The organism is Hylemonella sp. P2_B10 (assembly GCF_056404875.1).
The window spans coordinates 304,911-325,102 of record NZ_JBFUDE010000005.1 but is presented as its reverse complement, the minus strand read 5'-3'; the positions used below and the strand labels follow the sequence as shown (position 1 = coordinate 325,102).

The window sequence follows — 20,192 nt, the reverse complement described above, 5'->3', positions numbered from 1 at the left end:
CCCAAAAAAACGGGCGCCCTTGGCGCCCAATTTTTTGTCCGCGGACCCTGTCACTCCAGCAGCCGCTCCGGATTGGCTTCCAGCTTGGCCAGCGCATCGCGCGTGGCGCGCACCGTCAGCGTCTCTTCCTCCTGCGGCAGCAACAGGCCGGCCTGCAGGTAGGCGGCCAGGCGCCCGGCCTGTATCAGGTAACTGTGGCCACTGCTGGCGGCAAACAGGTTCAGGTGCTTGCGATCGCTGCGCCAGGCAAACTGCACCGGCGTCACATGCGAATTGTGGTCCAGCGTGAACCAGGCGCCCAGTTGCAGCTCTTGCGCCCAGGACAGCATGGCCGGCGTGGGCTTGGAGCCGCCATCGGCGATGACGTCGATGGTGGAGGCCTCGATGCCCAGCATCATCTCTATGCTTTCGGCGTCCAGTGGCAGGTCACCCATGCCATCTTCGCTGACGAAATCTTCCAGGTTGGCCAGGCGCTTGGCCATGTCGTCGATCTGCGCCTGCGGGATGGCCTGGGTCTTGGACAGGAAGGCGTCGGCCAGCGTGTCGCTGACCGTCTTGATGTGGACTTCCTGCTCGGCGGGCGGCAAGCCCAGCAGCGTCATGCCCGAGCGCAGGCGCTGCAGCAGTTGCGGCAAATCCTGAATGACGCGGGCGCGGTCGGCCCGGTTGGGCTTGGCGCTGGCGGCCCACACCAGGTCGGAGGCTGATTTCTTCAGCGTCACGGTCTCGGCATGCTGCGGGCCCTTGCGCACCGCCGCCACCGCCAGCACCTCGGCCCAGACCTTGAACAGGAACTCGCGGATCTCCTCGCGCACGGGGATTTCCTTGAGCATGTTGCGCATCTCAATGGTGTACTGGATCGCCAGCGTTTCCTTCTGCTCCACCTGCTGCGCGACACTGACCACCTTCTGGGTGGCCTGTTTCTCGGTCAGGAAGGTGGCCAGGAATTTCTGGAACTCCTCATACACCAGCTGGTACACCCGCTTGCCGGTCTCGGGATACTGCTCGATGACCTGCACAATGCGTTTGACTTCCTTTTCCAGCGCGCCGCCGTGCACGCCGGAGGCATCAAAGCCAAGCACCACCGAGCCCATGCGGTCGATCAACTGGCGCGCCGGGTGGTCCAGGCTGCTGAAGAAGTCGGGTTCTTCCAGCGCCACCCGCAGCACCGGCATCTGCAGGCGCGAGAACCACACGCGTATGCCCGGCGGAATGCGCTCCTCGGTCAGGATGGCCTGGAACATCAGCGCGACGATCTCGATCGTCGCTTTCTCGTTCTTGGTCTCGGCCTTTTTCTTCAGCTCGGCGGTTTCCGCGCGCAGCCGTCCGGCCACCCGGGCCACGCCGGCCGGCGTGAAATCGTCCACCATGGTGCCGGCATCGGTGTCCGCATAGGCCACGCCCGCCACACCGCCACCGCCGCCCGCCGGCACGCCTTCGGGCCGGGGCCGCCGGGCAATGGCTGCCGCCAGCGCCGGAGAGGCCTGTTGGTACGACGTGGCCTCGAAATCGGCATCTACGCGCCCCACCAGCAGGCGCTTCAACTGCCCCAGCACACCTTGCGCGCGGCTGCGCGCGCGCGCCAGCGGCGTGCTGGAGGTCATCATGCGGGTTTCGTCCTGCGCGCCGTAGCCAGCCTGACCGCCCGACGGCGGGGCGTCGCCGCCCCAACCCAGGCGTCCACCGAAAGCGCCGGACGGGCGGCCACCTTGAGGGTTGCCACCTTGGTGACCGGCGCCGGGGTTGCCGCGATCGCTGCCCAGCGGGGCACGCCCACTGGTGTCACCGCTGCCGGAAGAGGGGTGTGCCAGCGGCCCCCGGCCGCTGGGTGCTGTGGGCGATGCGCGCTTGACGCGGTCCTTCAGCTCGATGGTGGGCATCACGCCCTGGCTGATCAGGTATTCATTGGCCTTGGTGTAGGCCGGCACCAGCCGCTCGGTCATCAGCTTGTGCACCGTGTCGTTGACCAGGCCCCAGGCGTCGCGCGGCATGCCGGCGCTGGCCCATTGCTCCACCATCAACAGGATCAGCACCTCAGGCTGCAGCACGTCGCCGCTCTCCAGCTCCTCGATGCTTTCCAGGAACTTGATGCGCAGGCGCAAGTCGTCGAGTTGGCCGCTGACCTTCTCCATCACGCTGAGCACCAGGCGTGAGGCCAGGATCTTGTTTTCCACCACCTCGGTGCCCACCAACTCGAAGCTGGCGTCGCCAAAGCCACTGCTGCCGCTGCTCTTGGCGACCGGCTCGGCTTTTTTCTTGGGGTCGGGTCGCAGCGCATTGCGCCACAGCTTCATGGTGCCGTCCACCCAGGCGGCACGCGCGCGCTGGTAGGTGGTCCAGACATCGCGCCGGTGCTGCATGTCGCGCGCCGAGGCCACCTCATTCATCAGGGCGGTCAGGCGCTCCTGCACGATCGCACCCAGATCGTTCATGGCGCGGCTGGCCTCGGCCACGAAACGCTCACGCGTTTCCTGTGCCAATCTCGCGCGCTGAGCGAAGGAGGGGGTGCTGGCCATGCGCAATTCTATGATGCCGGGGCTGGTTCAGTCAGACTGTAGCACCAGCGTTGGGATCGTTGGGGTCATCCGCCTTCTTGGCGCCGCCGTCCCCCTTGATCAGGTCCTCACGCTTGATGCCCAGCCACATGGCGATGGCGGCAGCCACGAACACCGACGAATAGATGCCAAACAGGATGCCGATGGTCAGGGCCATGGCGAAATAGTGCAGCGTCTCGCCACCAAACAGCAGCATGGAGACCACCATCAGCTGCGTGCAGAAGTGGGTGATGATGGTGCGGCTGATGGTGGCGGTAATGGCGTTGTCGATGATCTCGCGCGTGCTGAGCTTGCGCAGTCGGTGGAAGTTCTCGCGGATGCGGTCGAACACCACCACTGACTCGTTGACCGAATAACCCAGCACCGCCAGCACCGCCGCCAGCACCGGCAGTGAGAATTCCCACTGGAAGAAAGCAAAGAAGCCCAGGATGATGATGACGTCGTGCAGGTTGGCGATGATGGCGGCAACGGCGAATTTCCATTCGAAACGAATCGCCAGGTAGATCATGATGCCCACCACCACGAAGGCCAGCGCCTTCAGGCCATCGGTGGCCAGCTCGTCGCCCACCTGCGGACCGACGAACTCCTTGCGCCGCAGTTCGGCCGACGGGTCAGCCGCCTTCAGCGCCTTGATGACGTCGTCGCTCTGGCGGTCGGCGGTGCTGCCCTTGGGCGCCGGCATGCGAATCAGCACGTCCTTGGCGGTGCCGAAATTCTGCACCTGCACGTCGCCAATGCCCAGTTTGGTGACGGTGGCGCGCACGGCGTTCAGGTCGGCCGGCTGCGAATAGCTGACCTCCATCAGCGTGCCGCCGGTGAATTCCACCGAAAAGTGCAGGCCGCGCGAGAACAGGAAGAACACGGCGGCCAGAAAGGTCAGCAGCGAGACGGCGTTGAACACCAGCGCATGCCGCATGAACGGGATGTCACGGCGGATTTTGAAAAATTCCATTTGGCTCGTCCCTCTCTCAATCGGCCTTGGCCGGGCTGGCCGTGTTTGCGCCGGCTGGTCGCCACACCGTGCCTATCGACACACTCTTGAGCTTCTTTTTGCGACCGTACCACAGGTTGACCAGGCCGCGCGAGAAGAACACGCCGGAGAACATGCTGGTCAGAATGCCCAGGCAGTGCACCACGGCAAAGCCACGCACCGGACCCGAACCGAAAGCCAGCAGCGCCACACCGGCGATCAGCGTGGTGACGTTGGAGTCGATGATGGTGGCCCAGGCGCGGTCGTAGCCGTTGTGGATGGCCTCTTGCGGCGTCTTGCCGTTGCGCAGCTCTTCGCGCACGCGCTCATTGATCAGCACGTTGGCGTCGATCGCCATGCCCAGAACCAGGGCCATGGCGGCCATGCCAGGCAGCGTCAACGTGGCCTGCAGCATGGACAGCACCGCCACCAGCAGCAGCAGGTTGACCACCAGCGACAGGCTGGAGAACAGGCCGAACAGCATGTAGTACACACACATGAAGGCGGCCACGGCAACAAAGCCCCAGGTCACCGAGTCAAAGCCCTTCTGGATGTTCTCGGCGCCCAGGCTGGGGCCTATGGTGCGCTCCTCGATGATGGTCATGGGCGCGGCCAGCGCGCCGGCGCGCAGCAGCAGCGCCAGGTCGTTGGCCTCGGCCGGGCCCATGGAGCCGGAGATCTGGAAGCGGTTGCTCAGCTCGCCCTGGATCACCGCGTTGGAGATCACTTGGCCCTTGCCCTTCTCGAACAGCACGATGGCCATGTTCTTGTGGATGTTGTCGCGGCTGAAGTCCTTCATGATGCGCCCACCCTTGGCGTCCATGGTCAGGTCCACCTTGGGCTGCTGGGTCTGCGAATCGAAACCGGGCTGGGCGTCGGTCAGGGCCTCGCCGCCCACGATGACCTGCTTCTTGACGATCACCGGGCGGCCGTCCTTCTCCAGGAAGCGCTCGTCGCCGAACGGCACGGCGCCGGTGCCAGCGGCGGCGGCCGAGGCTTCGGCGCTCATGTCCACGGCACGGAATTCCAGCGTGGCGGTGCGGCCAATCAGGTCTTTCGCGCGCGTCACGTCCTGGATGCCGGCCAGCTGCACCACGATGCGGTCCAGGCCCTGCTGCTGTATCACCGGCTCGTTGACGCCCAGTTCGTTGATGCGGTTGTGCAGCGTGGTGATGTTCTGCTTGAGCGCCTGGTCCTGGATGCGGCGCGCCGCCTCCGGCTTGATGCTGGCGGTCATCTTGTAGTCAGTACCTTCGGGCACCTCCACCGTCTGCAGGTCGGCGAACTGGTCCTGGATGATGCGCTTGGCAGCCTCCATGGTGGCGGCGTCGCGGAAGCGGATTTCCACCGTCTGCTCCACCTTGTTGATGCCGCTGTGGCGCACGTTCTTCTCGCGCAGCACGGTGCGCAAGTCACCGGCCAGCGCATCGGCCTTCTTGGCCAGCGCGCCGGGCATGTCCACCTGCAGCATGAAGTGCACACCGCCGCGCAGGTCCAGGCCCAGGTACATGGGCCTCGAATAGAAGATGCTGGCCAGCCAGGCCGGCGAGCGCGACAGCAGGTTCAGCGCCACCACGTAGCCGGGGTCGCTCGGGTCGGTCACCAGCGCCTTTTCCACCGCGTCCTTGGCCTTCAACTGGTCGTCGGTGGAGGCAAAGCGGGCCTTGACGAAGGCGCCGTCCAGTGCCAATGCGTCAGGCGTCAGCTTGGCAGCTTTCAGCGTGGCGTCCACCCGGGCCAGCACGGCCGCGTCCACCTTGACGGTGGGCTTGGCCGACGACACCTGCACTGAAGGCGCCTGGCCAAAGAAATTGGGCAGGGTGTACAAAGCCCCCACCAACAAGGCGATCACGATGATCGCGTACTTCCACACCGGATAACGGTTCATGATCGCTTGCAGCCGTTACCGGCCGCCCGTGAAGGGGTCTTGATTACTTGATGCTGCCCTTGGGCAACACCTGCACGACGGCGCTGCGCTGCACCTGCAGCTCAACGCCGTCGGCCACTTCCAGGCCCAGATGGCTGTCACCCAGCTTGGTCACCTTGCCCAGCAGACCCCCGGCGGTGACCACCTCGTCGCCCTTGGCCAGCGCGTCCAGCATGGCGCGGGTTTCCTTGGCCTTCTTTTGCTGCGGCCGGATGATGAGGAAGTACATGGCCACCAGCATGATGACCAGCATGGGCAGCGGGCCGCCCAGCAAGGACGCCATGTCGGTACCGCCAGCGGCGGGAACGCTTTGCGCGAAGGCAGAAGAAATAATCACTGGCAGCTCCAGAACAAGATTCGAAATGGGAGAAATACGCGCACAACCATACCGGCTTGCGTCAGAGCAAGCCGCCATGCGGGCAGCCTAAGATTGTAAGCGGCTCCACGGCCTGCCAAAAACCCCAGCCGGCGAAGGTCAATTGGTGCCGCTCGCGGCCCAGTTCAAGGGCGACTCGGGGAAAACCCCGGCCGCCGTCGCCCCGCCTTCAACCGGTCCCAAGGCCACGCATGGCGCGTGATCAAGCCGCCTTTTGCAACGCGCCGGCGCGGAAGCGCTCCATGGCCTGCGCCCATTGGGCGCGCGCGGCCTTCAGGTGGCGCTCCTTCACGTGGCCAAAGCCGCGAATCTGCTCCGGGATGCGGGCCACGTCCAGCGCGGCCGACAGCTTGTCGGTGGAAAGCGTTGCCAGGATTTCTTCGATGGAAGCCTTGTACTCGCCAATCAGCGCGCGCTCGGTGCGGCGCTCATGCGTCATGCCAAACACGTCCAGCGGCGTACCGCGCAACACCTTCAGCGGCGCCAGCAGCTTGAACGCCAGGCCCATGGCCGGGCCGAATTGCTTCTTTTGCAGCTCGCCTTTTTCGTTCTTCTTGGCCAGCAGCGGCGGCGCCAGGTGGTAATTCAGCTTGAAGTCGCCTTCGAACATGCCGTTGACCTTGTCGCGGAAGGTCTTGTCGGTGTGCAGGCGGGCCACTTCGTACTCATCCTTGTAGGCCATCAGCTTGAACAGGTAGCGCGCCACGGCCTCGGCCAACGGCAAACCCTTTGCGCCACCCAGGGCCTCCTCGGCCTGTTTGACGCGCAGCACGAAGGCCTTGTAGGTGTCGGCATACGCGGCGTTCTGGTAGGCGGTGAGGAATTCCACGCGCTTGGCCAGCATGTCGTCCAGCGAGTCACGCTTCTTGAACGCCACCACCTGGCCGGGGTTCAGCAGCTTGGCCACGGCGGCGCCGTCGTGCGCGGCCTGGCGGCCCCACTCGAAGGCCGTCTTGTTCTGCTCCACGGCCACGCCGTTGAGCTCGATGGCGCGCAGGATGGAGGCGCGCTCCAGCGGCACCCAGCCGCGCTGCCAGGCGTAGCCCAGCATCATCGGGTTGGTGTAGATGCTGTCGCCCATCAGCTGCGTGGCCATGGCATCGGCGTTGAAGGCGCCAATGCCGGCGGCGCCGACGGCCTTGACGATTTCAGCGGTGCAGGCCTCAGCCGGGTTCTGCCAATTGGCATTGGTGACGAAAGCGGCGGTGGGCTGGGCGCTGCTGTTCAGCGCCACATGGGTGCGGCCCTCCCACATGCGCATCATGGTTTCCTTGCCGGCGGCGGTGATGGGGTCGCAGCCAATCACCAGGTCGGCGCCGGCCATGCCCACGCGGGTGGTGCGGATGTCGTCCTGGTTTGCGCCTATCAGCACATGGCTCCAGGTGGCGCCACCCTTTTGCGCCAGGCCACCGGCGTCCTGGGTGACGATGCCCTTGCCCTCCAGGTGCGCGGCCACGCCCAGCAGCTGGCCAATGGTGATGACGCCGGTGCCGCCGACACCGGCGACGATGATGCCCCACACATTGGCGGTGCTGTCGGTGCCCGCGCGCATGGACGGCAAGGTGGGCTCGGGCAGCGCGCCCAGGTCCAGCGGCGACGGCGCCTTGGCCTTGTCAGCCTTCCTCAGCTTGCCGCCCTCCACCGTGATGAAGCTGGGGCAGAAGCCCTTGACGCAACTGTAGTCCTTGTTGCAGCTGCTCTGGTTGATCTGGCGCTTGCGGCCGAACTCGGTCTCCAGCGGCTCCACGCTCAGGCAGTTGGACTGCACGCTGCAGTCGCCACAGCCCTCGCACACCAGCTCGTTGATGACCACGCGCTTGGCCGGGTCCACCATGCTGCCGCGCTTGCGGCGGCGACGCTTCTCGGTGGCGCAGGTCTGGTCGTAGATGATGATGCTGGTGCCCTTGAGCTCGCGGAACTCGCGCTGGATGGTGTCCAGCTCGTCGCGGTGGTGCACCGTGATGCCGGCGGGCAGCGTCACGTTCTCGTACTTGTCGGGGTCATCGGTGACCACCACGATCTTGACCGCGCCCTCGGCCTGCACCGAATGCGCGATCTGCACCACCGAGTGGCCTTCGGCCCGCTCACCGACCTGCTGGCCGCCGGTCATGGCGACGGCGTCGTTGTACAGGATCTTGTAGGTGATGTTGACGCCGGCCGCAATGGACTGGCGTATCGCCAGCAGGCCGCTGTGGAAGTAGGTGCCGTCACCCAGGTTGGCGAAAATGTGTTGGTCATTGCAGAAAGGCTGCTGGCCCACCCACGGCACGCCCTCGCCGCCCATCTGTGTGAAGGCGAAGGTGGAGCGGTCCATCCAGATCGTCATGTAGTGGCAGCCGATGCCAGCCATGGCGCGCGAGCCCTCGGGCACGCGGGTGGACGTGTTGTGCGGGCAGCCGGAGCAAAACCACGGCTGGCGCTCGGCCTTGACCTCCAGCACCTGCATGGAGCGCTCCTTGGCCTCCAGGATGGCCAGCTGGGTGTCGATGCGGGCCGCCATGTCGCTGTCCAAGCCCAGCTTCTTCACCCGCTGGGCCAGCGCGCGCGCGATCATGGCCGGCGACAGGTCGGCCTTGGCGCGCAACAGCGTGTTGGCGGTGGGGTTGGGGGTGGACCATTCGCCGCCGGAGAAATCGCCCTCGCCCTCGGTGAACTTGCCATACACATTGGGCCGCACATCGCTGCGCCAGTTGTACAGCTCTTCCTTGATCTGGTATTCGATGACCTGGCGCTTTTCCTCCACCACCAGGATTTCTTGCAGGCCGGTGGCGAACTCGCGCGTCAGCTGCGCCTCCAGCGGCCACACCACGCCGACCTTGTGCAAGCGTATGCCCAGCTGGCGGCAGGTGTCGTCGTCCAGGCCCAGGTCCATCAGCGCCTGGCGGGTGTCGCTGTAGGCCTTGCCGCTGGCAATGACGCCAAAACGGTCGTTCTTGCCTTCGATGACGTTGTGGTTCAGCTTGTTGGCGCGGATGTAGGCCAGCGCGGCGTACCACTTGTAGTCGAACAGGCGGGCTTCCTGCTCCAGCGGCACGTCCGGCCAGCGGATGTGCACGCCGCCAGGCGGCATGGCGAAATCCTCGGGGATGACGATGTTGACGCGCTCGGGGTCGATCATCGTGGTGGCACTGGACTCGACGATCTCCTGGATCGTCTTCATGCCGGTCCAGACGCCAGAAAAGCGGCTCATGGCAAAGGCATGGATGCCCAGGTCCAGGATCTCCTGCACCGTGGCCGGGAAGAACACCGGCAGGCCACAGGCCTTGAAGATGTGGTCGCTCTGGTGGGCGGCGGTGGAACTCTTGGCCACGTGGTCGTCACCCGCGATGGCGATCACGCCACCCAGCGGCGAGGTGCCGGCCATGTTGGCATGCTTGAAAACATCGGAGCAACGGTCCACGCCCGGGCCCTTGCCGTACCAGATGCCGAACACGCCGTCGAACTTATTGCTGCCAGGCGGCGCAAAGCCCAGCTGCTGTGTGCCCCACACCGCCGTGGCGGCCAGCTCTTCGTTGACGCCGGGCTGGAACACAATGTTGCGCTGCTTCAAATATTTCGACGCCTTGACCAGCGCCTGGTCATAGCCGCCCAGCGGCGAGCCACGGTAGCCGCTGATGAAGCCGGCGGTGTTCTTGCCCATGCGTTGGTCGCGCAGTTGCTGCAGCATGGGCAGCTTGACCAGGGCCTGTACCCCGCTCATGAAGGCGCGGCCGTAATCCAAGGAATATTTGTCATCCAGCGTGACGGTTTCCAGCGCTTTGCGGATGTGCTCGGGCAGCGGTGCATTCATGTGTGCGTGTCTCTCTCTTTGATGGGGGCCGAAGTGCCTTGTGGGCGCAGTGACGGACGAAAGCCACCCGGGGTAAGGGCGGCCTCCTTTTGACCGCAAAGTGTATGCGGAGTTTCCCGACAGGTGTTTGCTTTGTTTGTTCAGAGATTGCCGTATTGAGCAAGAATCTTGCTAAAATTTGCCAATCTTGGAAACACTCGACAAGTTTGACCTGGCCATCCTGGCAGAACTGCAGGCCAATGCCCGCCTGACCAACGCCGAACTGGCCCAGCGCGTGGGCCTGTCGGCTGCGCCCTGCTGGCGCCGCACCCGGGCGCTGGAGGAGCAGGGCTTCATCAAGGGCTACCACGCCGAGATCGACCGGCAGAAGATTGGCCTGGGCGTGCTGGCCTTCGTGCGGCTGGACGCCGACCGCAACACCGGCAACGTGACGCGCGAGCTGGAAGAAGCCATTCGCAAGATCCCGGACGTGGTGTCCTGCCACTACATCAGCGGCGCCGGCACCTTCGAGCTGCAGGTGGTGTGCCGCGACCTGGACACGTTTTCACACCTGGCGCGCGAGGTGCTGATCAACCTGCCCAATGTGAAGGATTTGCACACCAGCTTTTCGCTCGGCGAGGTGAAAGCCAGCAGCGCTTTACCGCTGGGGCATCTGCAAAAGGCTGTGGGCGGCTAACTATGGCTGGCCGGGCAATGGCGCCAGAAAGTCCGCCACCGGTTCCAGCACGATCTCCGGCAGGCTTTCGGCAATGGCGTCGCGCAATTGCTGCCAGGCTTGCGGATCGACTGAAGGGCGCGCCAGGCCGTCTGCCTTGGCCTGCGCCGATGGCCACTGCGTGTAGCTGTACCAGATGCCGTCCGGCCCCCGGTGCAGGCGCGACCCCAGCGAGCCGCGCTGTTCGCGCAACAACTGCGTCACCCGTGTCCAGGCGCGCACGAAACTGTCTTCGGAACCGGGATGCAGGCGCCAGCGGTAGATGGCGCAGAAGGGTGTGTTGGCGACGTCAGTCATGCTTGATCGGTTGGGGACAGAGCTCCGCTGCGCTCCGGTCTGTCCCCAAGGTTATTGGTTTCTGGGCCACAACACCCACATGCGCAGCGGCTGGCGCAGCCGCCCGGCCACCTCGGCCGCCTGCGGGCCCCAACCGGTGAAGTAATCGGCCCGCACACCGCCGCTGATGGCGCCGCCGGTGTCCTGCGCCAGCACCAGCTTTTGCAGGCTGAGCAGCGGGCCGCTGGAGCTGATCCACACCGGCGTGCCCACCGGCACGCTGCCGGCATCCACTGCGATGGAGCGCCCAGGCGTCAACGGCACGCCCTGGGTGCCGCGCGGGCCGAACGCGGCCGCGAATTCGTCCAGCAGTTCTTCGCGAAAGAACACGATGCGCGGGTTGGACCACAGCAGGTCGTTGACGCGGCCGGGGTTTTGCGCCGCCCACTGCTTGATGGCCGGCCAGGAGCCGTCGCGCAGCGCGCCCTGGTCCAGCAGCCAACGGCCGGCGCTTTTGAACGGTTGGTCGTTCGACCCGGCATAGGACAGGCGCACCAGCCGTTGCGAACCGTCGGGCTCGGTGATGCGCAGCCGCCCCGACCCCTGGGTCTGCAGAATCAACACGTCCACGGGGTTGTCCAGGTAGGCGATCTCACGCCCGCGCAACGCCGCCTGGGCGGCGGACAGCGTGTCGGCCTCCTGCCGGGTGTACCAGGGCTTGCGCCGGGCCAACTGAGCCGGCGTCTGGTACAGCGGGTAGGTGAATTTGCCGCCCGCAGTGCGAGAGGCGTCCAGTTGCGGCTCGAAGTAGCCGGTGAGCACGCCCTCGTCGCCACCTTGCAGCGACTCCACCCGGTACGGCTGCAGCCGGCTGGTCAGCCATTGCAGCCGCTCTTCCAGCGGCGCAATGCTCAGGCGTCGCACGTCCTTGCACAGGGGCGCGAACACCGGAGCCGGCCGCTCACAGCTCTTCAGCCAGGCGTTCCAGGCTTCGGGCAGCGGGTCGTCGTTCAGGCCGGGCAAGTCGGACCAGCGCACCGGCGTCCAGCGGCTGCGCGGCTGGGCCATCACTGGCCCCAGCGGGGCGCTGTCAGACAGCAGTTGGCCGATAGGGTCCGGTGCAGGCGTGGCCGACGCTGGCGTGGGTGCCGGCACGGGTGAGACTGCCGGGGTGGCGGGCTGCGCCACTGCCGCTGGCTGCTCGCGCGGCGGCACCGGCGTGGTGGTGCAGGCGGCCAAGCTTCCTACAATCAGGCTGCACAGCGCGTGGCGCAGGAGGTTGGGGTTCATGGGTGTGATTATTCTGGAGGCCTTGGGCGCCATGCTGTTGCTGGTGCTGATCGTCTGGTGGACGATGTTCTCTGGCCGCAAGGGAGGTGAGCTGGACAAGCCGCGCGACGAGGAAGGGCAGCCGCCCGCCAAACCGGATACCCCCGACCAGAAGCCCTGACCGGCCGGCATCACAGCAGCCGGTGGGTCAGCGCCGGCAACTGGCCGCGCCGCTCCAACAGGCTGGCCCGCTCCAATTCGTGCAACACCACGCCGGCACCGGTGGGCAACTGCGCCAGCACTTGGCCCCAGGGGTCGGCCAGCAGCGACTGGCCCCAGGTCTTGCGGCCGTTGTCATGCGAGCCACCTTGCGCCGCCGCGGCAACGAAGGCCAGGTTTTCGATCGCGCGGGCGCGCAGCAACACCTCCCAATGCGCCTGGCCTGTCGTGTGGGTGAAGGCGCTGGGCACCAACAGCAGGTCAGCCCCTTGCGCGGCGTAGCCCCGGTACAACTCCGGAAAGCGCAGGTCGTAGCACACGCTCATGCCCACGCGCCACACCTGGGCATCACGCGCCGTCAACTCAAACAGCACCGGCGTGCTGCCACGCTGCAACACCGCTGACTCGTCATAGCGCTCACGGCCGTTGTCGTAGCGGAACAGGTGCATCTTGTCGTAGCGCGCCACACACTGGCCCTGCGGCGAAAACACCAGCGAACTGTTGTACACCCGCCGACCGGCGTCCCCACCAGCCGGCAGTTCAGCCACCGGCACCGTCAGCGGCAGCGTGCCGCCCACCAGCCACAGACCCAGCGTGCGGGCGCAATCGGCCAGGAAGTCCTGGATGGGGCCGCTGCCGAAGGGCTCCTGGATGCCCAGCTTGTCGGTGTCACGCTGGCCCAACAGGCAGAAGTACTCGGGCAGCAGCGCCAGCTCAGCCCCCTGACCGGCCGCCTGCGCCAGCAGTTCGCGTGCCGTCTCCAGGTTGGCCTGCAGCTGGGTGCCCGACACCATTTGAATGGCAGCCACTTTCATCGCACGGTCTCCGGTTTGTCGACGCTGGCGGCCTTTTCGGCGGGCGCCTTGCTGTGGTCCACCTCGGTGAACTTGGGGTCGGCCCAGGTGCCGGCGATATGGAATTCCTTGGTGTTGGCCTCGATCAGCGGCTTGCGCAGGAACAACTGGCCCAGGAAGGTGGTGAGACCCACGGCCGGGTTGATCCAGGTGGCGATCAACGATGCTGTTCCAGCGTTGATCTCGGGGATGACCACCACCTTGATGTCCTGGGTTTCCTTGGCGATGTCGGTGCGGCCGTCCATGAACACCACGCCGTTGACGCCCTTCATCTGCAGGTTGTTGGTCTTGGCGATGCCTTGCTCGATGGCCACGTCGCCGCCAAACAAATCGAACGCAAAGCCCTCGCTGAAGACGTCCTTGAAGTCCAGCGTCAGGCGACGCGGCAGTGACTGCAGGCTGAGCACGCCCAGCAGCTTGGCCAGGCCCGGCGGCGGGTTCTTCAGGAACTGGCCGGACTCCACCTTGACGTTGAAGCTGCCGGCCATGGAAGGGTAGTCCGGCGACAGCGGCGAGCCCACCCAGGCCAGCTGCCCCTCCATGTTGCCCTTGCCCCGGCGCACCACGTCCTTCATGCCAAAGCGGGTCAGCAAGGCCCCGGCATCGGCAATGTCCAGCTTGAAATTCAGCACCGTGCGGCGGCGCTCGCCCTGGCCGCGCGGCAGGGCTGTGGTGCCGGCGGACTGGCCCTGGGCATTGAGCGTCGCCCAGTTGCCGCTGCCGGTGAACTGCGCCTCGGGCGTGCTGATGTTGAACTTGTTCAGCCGCCACTCGCGTGGCGCGCCATCGCGCGCGGCACCGGCACCGGCGCCCCGGTTGACGGCATCAATTTCGATGCGGCCCAGCTTCTTGCCGCTGAACTCAAAATCATCCACCACGACGTCAAATGCCGGGATGCTGGCCGGCTGCTCGTCCAGCTGGTTTTCCACCTCTGCCTCGCTGGAGGGGCTCAGCGTGGCGCGGGCCAGCCGCAGGTAGACGCGGCCGGGGTTGTTGCCGGCGGACTGGCGGTATTCGGCGTAGCCGCTGAGCTCCCTGGCGTCGATGTTGGCGCGCCAGGTCAGGCCCTCACGCGAGCCACCCGCCACCACGTTGCTGAACTTGTGACCACCACCGGTCAACTCCTTGGCGCGCACGGCCAGGTTGTTGGGCAGGTAGCCGAGCACCAGGTTCGCTTCCGGGCTGGCACGGGTGCTGCCCACGGGCGCCACCAGCGTGCCCAAGGAGGCGCCGCCCAGTTCGGACACCACGGCGCCCCAGGCGTCCAGGTTCACGTTGCCGACGATGGCATTGGCGAACACGCCCTCGTCGGGCAGCACCTGCGGCTCTTCCATGGCCGCGCCCAGCCGCAGACTACCGCGCAGCACACGCGCCTCGGCGCCCGACAGGTCGCGCACATAGGTGGCCGAAGCCACCCGCCCCAACTCCAGCGCCAACTGGTCCTGCAAGTGCATGGCGCCGCCGGGCAGCACCTGCAGCGATTCTTTCAACACGGTCTTTTCCACCCTCAACGGCAGCGCGCTGTCAGCCGCCTTGGCCAGCGGCGCCGGCAGGTTCAGCCCCAGGCCCTGCAGATTGCTCAGCACCGTCAATTCCATCTCGCCACCCTTGAAGCCCAGCAGGCCGGTGTAGGCGGCACCGCCACTGGCGCGTTGCGCCAGCTTGGCCACCAGCCCCAACTCCTTGGCCTGGCGCAGGCCCTCGGCGGTGGCCGTGCCCTGCAGCTTCAGCAAAATGCCGTCCTTGGTCTGGCCGCCTTCCACGCGCACGTCGCCGCCCAACGCACGGGCCTGGCCGCCGACGATGGCAAAGCCGGCCTCGGTGAAGTTGATGTTGCCGCGCGCGCGCTGCATGCGCGGCGTGTCCGGGCGCATCTGCACGTCGTTGTTGTTCAGCAGCACCGAGCCCTGCACGGTGCTTTTTTCCAGGTTGGCCAGCGGCAGGTTCAGCTTCAGCCGGTAGTCGGCGGTGCCGCTGGCGGTGGCCTTGGACAGCACCTTGTTGATCATGGTGTCCACCGGCGAACTGGCCAGCGCCAACAGCAGTTCGTTCAACGGCCCCTTGAAGTCGGCGGCCACCTGCACCACGCCATGGCGCACGTCGGCGATGGTGGCATCCACCTTGGTGATCTGCAGGCCCGGGCCAGGGCCGATGCGACCGCGCACGTTCTTCAGCTGCAGCTGCACCCGGTCCATCACAAACTCGCCGGTCAGCTGGTTCAGCGTCGGCCACGGCGGCTCGGCGGCGGGCTGCAGGTTGCGTGGCACATAGGTGTAGTTGACGTTCTGGACGTTGGCCGTGATGCGGAACTCGCCCAGCTTGGGATCCGCGAACGGCATGTCGTTCAGGTCCCCCTTCAGCTTGAACTTGACACCGCTGACGGTACCTGTGGTGACGGCGTTGTGCACATAGTCGCGCGCGTCACGCCCCAGCACCAGCGGCAGGTAGCGCCACACCCGGGCGCCATCGCCACGGCTTAAGCTGCCCTGCAGATCCAGCACGCCGGGAAAGCGCGGCTTGCCAGCGGCACCCTCGGCAGTCTTCCAGTCAACCAGGGCTTCGCCCTGCGCATCGTCGTTGCTGAATTTCAGGCTGGGCACGCGCACGCTGATGCGCTGGCCGTCCACCTTCCACTGAGCGTCGGCGCTCAGGCTGGCAAAAGGCAGCACCGGCTCCTCGAACACGCCGGGGAAATCCACCGCGCCATTGACCAGCGCGATGCTGGCGCGGCCCCCGGTCTCGGTCAGGTCAAACTCCACATTGGCGTTGCGCACACCCGGCGTGCCGGTGTGGTGGCCGTCGCCAGGGTCGCCGGCCACGGGCTGCGCCGCAATGGCCAACTGCGTCACGCGGCCCTGGGCGGCAAATTTCAGCTTGGCGTCCGCGCTGCCTTCCCAACTGGCATGCAGCCGCTCCACCAGGCCTTTGGGCGCGTAGGCCGTCAGCGCTGCATGCGCCTTAGCGCCCACCGGCAGGCGGTTGGTGATCTGCGACAACGCCGCCAGGTCCATCTTGTCGGCCCAAACCTCTGTGCGCACCGGTGACTGGTTTTTGTCCAGCTGGTAGACCACGCGAAGATTGCCACCCGGCCAGTGCACGCCATCACTGGTGTCGAACTGCAGGCCGCGGGTGCTGAACTCGCCACCCTTGTCGTTGAGCCGCAACTCCAGCCGCCCCACCAGCGAGCGCAGGTCCAGCGGCTGCAGGCCCGCCCCCAGCGTGACGCTGACCTCGCCCAGGCCCAGGTCGGCGGTGGCGCCGGTGACGCGGCCACGGCTCCAATCCACCCAGCCGCGCATGGCACCGTTGCCCTGGGCCACGTCCACGCCGAGGTCGGCATAGCGGCGCAGTTGCGACACATCCACCCGCGCCGCCGCCGCATAGACCTGGCCGTCCCATTCGCGCCAATTGCCGTTGCGGGTCGACAGCAGCGGCTGGCGGAAGCTCCCCATCAGCGTGAAACGCTCGCCCCAGGCCGGCGGCGGCGTGGCATCCAGTCGCATGCCGTGCTGCAGGCGGCCGTTGCGCAGCACCAGGTCCACCTGCTGCAGGGCCAGGGTGGGCACGTCGCGCTTCTCGTCGGTCCAGCGCACGCTGCCGTTGCGGATAGCGAACTCGGTTTGCGAGAAGAACCAATCCACCGCACCGGTGTCGGCTTCAGCGCCGTGGGAAAAGTCCAGGCCGGCGACGAGGATTTTGCCGTCCTTGGTGCGACGCAGGTCCAGTTCGGGGCTGTCGATGTACAGCTGCTCGAAGCCCAGGTTCAGCAGCGAGCGCGGCGACAAGGCCACCAGCACCCGGGGCAGGCGCAGGGCCGGGCGGCCGGCGGGGTCGAACAACTGCACGTCGCTGAGCTCGAAGGACGGCACCATGCCGGCTGAGCGCGCCTGCACCGCGCCTATGCGCACCGGAACCCCCAGCCTACGGGAAGTCCATGACTCCAGCTCCGGGCGAAGTTCGCTGATTCGCGGCACAATCACAGCATGCAAGGCACCCCAAGCCAACACCAGCAACAAGGTGACCGCCAACAACAGCCAGAGTGAGCCTTTCAACAGGCTCGCCAGTGTCTTGCGCCAAGGCAGAGGAAAAGATGTCAAGTCATTCATTGAGGACCGGTACCGAGCAAGAATTATCACCGGGCTTGACCTTTGAGCAGAAACCACGCGCCACGTGCCGCAGCTGATGCAACCAACTGTTTCCTGCGACCCCACGCCGGACACGGCCCAGCCGGAAGTCCTGGACGCGCGCGCCTTCTCCAGCCACTCGCGCTACGCTGAGCGCATACGCCGCCGTTACGCCGCTGAGCTGGCGCTGTTGCCCCCCGGTGTGCCGGTGCGCGCCGCCATGGAGGCGTGCGCGGCGCAATTGCGCGCGCGGGGCTTTGAAGCCGGCGCTGCGCTGCGCATCTGCCGCCAGCTGGTGCTGGAGCGGCTGGCCGTGCTGGACTGCGACCAGGGCGCCGATTTGAGGGTGGTGACCCAGGCCATGACCGAACTGGCCGAGTTTGCGCTGGACCAGGCCTGCGACCAGGTGCTGGCCACACTGGACGCGCAGCACGGCGCCCCGCTTGGACCGGACGGCCAGCGCAGCGCCTTCTGGGTGGTGGGCATGGGCAAGCTGGGCGCGCGCGAGCTCAATGTCTCCAGCGACATCGACCTGATTTACCTGTATGGGGAAGACGGCGAGACCGCCGGCACGGCCGAGCAGCGCGGACGGATTTCCAACCAGGAGTATTTCGCCAAGGCGGTGCGCGGCATTTATGCGCTGGTGGGTGAACCCACCGAGCACGGCTTTGTGTTCCGGCTGGACCTGGCGCTGCGGCCCAACGGCAATTCCGGCCCGCCGGCGATCTCGCTCGGTGCGCTGGAAGAATACTTCCACATCCAGGGCCGCGAATGGGAGCGCTTTGCCTGGCTGAAGAGCCGCATCATCGCGCCCTCGCGCAGCGTGCTGGACGGCAGCGCCGCCGGCCTGCGCAACACCGTGCTGCCCTTCGTGTTCCGCAAGTACCTGGACTACAACGTGTTCGAGTCGCTGCGCACGCTGCACCGCCAGATACGCGAAAACGCCACCCGCCGCAGCACCGGGCGGCCCGAGCGCGCCAACGACGTCAAGCTGTCGCGCGGCGGCATACGTGAGATCGAATTCATCGTGCAACTGCTGCAGGTGGTGCGCGGTGGCCAGTTCCCCGAGTTGCGCACCCGCCCCACCTGCGGCGCGCTGCCCCGGCTGGCCCGCGCCGGGCTGATGCCAGCCGAATCGGCCCAGGCGCTGGAGCAGGCCTATGTGTTCCTGCGCCGGGTGGAGCACCGCATCCAGTACCTGGACGACCAGCAGACCCACGTGCTGCCCACCGACGACGCCGACCTGGACTGGCTGGCCCACAGCCTGGGGTTCGAGAGCACCTGCGCCTTCCTGTGCCAGCTGGACATGCACCGCGAGGTGGTGGCCCAAGAGTTCGACAAGCTGCTGGGCGGCGCGGGCGATGGCAGCTGCAAGGGCAAGGGCTGCAACGGCGGTAAACCCCAGCCAGCCCCGGCGCACACCGATATCGACGACCTGCTGGCGCAGATGCCCGAAGGGCTGCGCGCCCGGGTGACGGCCTGGCGCGACCACCCGCGCGTGCTGGCGCTGCGCGACGAGTCGCGCGCCCGCCTGCTGCGCCTGCTGGCGCGCACCGCCCAGTGGCTGAGCGAGGGACGCGCCAGCGAAGAGGCCGCGATACGCCTGACCGACTGGATAGAAGCGCTGCTGCGCCGTGAAAGCTACCTGGCCCTGCTGCTGGAACGCCCCTCCGTGCACGAGCGGCTGCTGCGCCTGCTGGGCGCGGCCCGCTGGCCGGCACGCTACCTGCAACTGCACCCCGGCGTCATCGATGAGCTGGCCAACAGCGCCATGCTGGGCGAGCGCTTTGTGGCGCGGGACTTCGAGCGCGACCTGACACAACGCCGCACCTCGTTGCACATCACCGGTGAGGATGATGACGAAGCGCTGCTGAACCTGCTGCGCCGTGCCCACCATGCAGAAGTGTTTCGCACGCTGGCGCGCGACCTGGAAGGCCGCCTGACGGTGGAGCAGGTGGCCGACGACCTGAGCGCCTTGGCCGACACCGTGCTGTGCATCACCACACGCTGGTGCTGGGAGCGGCTGAAGAACCGCCACCGCGACGAGCCGCAACTGGCCATCATCGGCTACGGCAAGCTGGGCGGCAAGGAGCTGGGCTACGGCAGCGACCTGGACATCGTGTTCGCCTATGCCGACGAGGACGAGCGCGCCCCCGAGGTGTATGCCGCCCTGGTGCGCAAGCTGATCAACTGGCTGACGGTGAAGACCGGCGAGGGCGACCTCTATGAGATCGACACCGCGCTGCGGCCCAACGGCGGCTCGGGCCTGCTGATCACCAGCTTCGAGGCCTATGCCAACTACCAGCAGCAGCGCGGCAGCAACACCGCCTGGGTGTGGGAACATCAGGCCATGACGCGCGCCCGCCTGGTGCTGGGCGACGACACGCTGCGCCAGCGCTTCGACGCCATCCGCAAATCAGTGATCGTGGCGCCACGCAACGCCGACGACCTGCGCCATGAGATCACCGCCATGCGCGACAAGGTGCGCGCCGCCCGCCCAGTCAAGGGCGACCAGTTCGACGTCAAGCACAGCCCCGGCGGCATGGTGGACGTGGAGTTTGCCGTGCAGTATCTGGTGCTGGCGCATGGGGCCGAACATCCCGAGCTGATCGACAACGTGGGCAACATCGCGCTGCTGCTACGTGCAGAAGCTGCTGGCCTGCTGCCCGAGGGCGTGGGCCATGCGGCGGCCGATGCTTATCGCCGGCTGCGGCAGATTCAGCACAAGGCGCGGCTGGATGAGGCGCCTACGCAAGTGCTGCCGGACAGTGTGGTGCATGAGCGCGAAGCGGTGTTGGCGCTTTGGGCGCATGTGTTGCAACCCGTGACGGCCTGAGCAGCCGACCTTCTGCGGTTGCCGACGCCGCTGGGGCGCGTGGCTACGGGAATGTCCCCCGGGCCTGCGGCCCTCCTCCTTGATTTCCCTCCGCCACACGCCCCAGCGACATCGGGTCAATTGGCACGCGCAGCGCCGGCACGCCAGCCAGGTTGGCAAGATCAGGTCGATGCGGCGCTCGGCGCAGCGGCATCAAGGAGGAGGGCCGTAGGCCCGGGGGACAGCCGCGGAGCCGAGTGCCGCTTCGGCCTGAGCCCCAAGCCAAAGAACCACGAAGAAAA

Annotated in this window: 12 protein-coding genes; 3 read left to right on the top strand and 9 right to left on the bottom strand. The window is 66.6% G+C overall.

The annotated features are described in order from the left end of the window. Positions 1-50 precede the first annotated feature (50 nt). The 5 genes from AC1DX2_RS22615 to AC1DX2_RS22595 all read right to left on the bottom strand — a co-directional run bounded on the left by AC1DX2_RS22615 (position 51) and on the right by AC1DX2_RS22595 (position 9,618). Positions 51-2,516 carry a DUF1631 family protein gene (locus tag AC1DX2_RS22615; RefSeq protein ID WP_477198671.1) on the bottom strand — a complete coding sequence of 822 codons (2,466 nt, stop codon included), beginning with the start codon at positions 2,514-2,516 and terminating at the stop codon, positions 51-53. Positions 2,517-2,547: 31 nt separating this feature from the next. Beyond that, a complete protein-coding gene (gene secF, locus AC1DX2_RS22610) occupies positions 2,548-3,507 on the bottom strand; it encodes a protein translocase subunit SecF (protein WP_477198670.1) in 960 nt (319 codons plus the stop codon). A 16-nt stretch (positions 3,508-3,523) separates the two neighbouring features. After that, positions 3,524-5,413 carry a protein translocase subunit SecD gene (gene secD / locus AC1DX2_RS22605; RefSeq protein WP_477198669.1) on the bottom strand — a complete coding sequence of 630 codons (1,890 nt, stop codon included), beginning with the start codon at positions 5,411-5,413 and terminating at the stop codon, positions 3,524-3,526. Between the two features lie 43 nt (positions 5,414-5,456). After that, positions 5,457-5,789, bottom strand: coding sequence for a preprotein translocase subunit YajC (gene yajC, locus AC1DX2_RS22600; RefSeq protein ID WP_477198668.1), 333 nt, complete (start codon positions 5,787-5,789; stop codon positions 5,457-5,459). A 241-nt stretch (positions 5,790-6,030) separates the two neighbouring features. Beyond that, positions 6,031-9,618, bottom strand: coding sequence for an indolepyruvate ferredoxin oxidoreductase family protein (locus AC1DX2_RS22595; RefSeq protein ID WP_477198667.1), 3,588 nt, complete (start codon positions 9,616-9,618; stop codon positions 6,031-6,033). 187 nt (positions 9,619-9,805) lie between these two features. Between AC1DX2_RS22595 and AC1DX2_RS22590 the strand changes: the two genes are divergently transcribed. Next, positions 9,806-10,294 carry an Lrp/AsnC family transcriptional regulator gene (locus tag AC1DX2_RS22590; RefSeq protein WP_477198666.1) on the top strand — a complete coding sequence of 163 codons (489 nt, stop codon included), beginning with the start codon at positions 9,806-9,808 and terminating at the stop codon, positions 10,292-10,294. Here AC1DX2_RS22590 and AC1DX2_RS22585 read toward each other — a convergent pair whose 3' ends face one another. Continuing rightward, complete coding sequence (locus AC1DX2_RS22585) at positions 10,295-10,630, bottom strand: antibiotic biosynthesis monooxygenase family protein (protein WP_477198665.1); 336 nt, start codon at positions 10,628-10,630, stop codon at positions 10,295-10,297. 51 nt (positions 10,631-10,681) lie between these two features. Then, a complete protein-coding gene (gene mltA, locus AC1DX2_RS22580) occupies positions 10,682-11,965 on the bottom strand; it encodes a murein transglycosylase A (protein ID WP_477198714.1) in 1,284 nt (427 codons plus the stop codon). Between mltA and AC1DX2_RS22575 the strand changes: the two genes are divergently transcribed. Then, on the top strand, positions 11,898-12,059 hold the full coding sequence (locus AC1DX2_RS22575; protein WP_477198664.1) for a hypothetical protein: 162 nt from the start codon (positions 11,898-11,900) through the stop codon (positions 12,057-12,059). The genes mltA and AC1DX2_RS22575 overlap by 68 nt on opposite strands. 10 nt (positions 12,060-12,069) lie before the next feature. Here the strand turns inward: AC1DX2_RS22575 and AC1DX2_RS22570 are convergent, their stop codons facing one another. Further along, a complete protein-coding gene (locus tag AC1DX2_RS22570; RefSeq protein WP_477198663.1) occupies positions 12,070-12,912 on the bottom strand; it encodes a carbon-nitrogen hydrolase family protein in 843 nt (280 codons plus the stop codon). Further along, the gene (locus AC1DX2_RS22565) at positions 12,909-17,003 is read right to left on the bottom strand and encodes a YhdP family protein (RefSeq protein ID WP_477198662.1); all 4,095 of its coding nucleotides are present in this window, start codon (positions 17,001-17,003) and stop codon (positions 12,909-12,911) included. The genes AC1DX2_RS22570 and AC1DX2_RS22565 overlap by 4 nt, the downstream gene beginning before the upstream one ends. A 130-nt stretch (positions 17,004-17,133) precedes the next feature. Between AC1DX2_RS22565 and glnE the strand changes: the two genes are divergently transcribed. Beyond that, entirely contained in the window at positions 17,134-19,911 is a 2,778-nt protein-coding gene (gene glnE, locus AC1DX2_RS22560; protein ID WP_477198661.1) for a bifunctional [glutamate--ammonia ligase]-adenylyl-L-tyrosine phosphorylase/[glutamate--ammonia-ligase] adenylyltransferase, read from the top strand. Positions 19,912-20,192 lie beyond the last annotated feature (281 nt).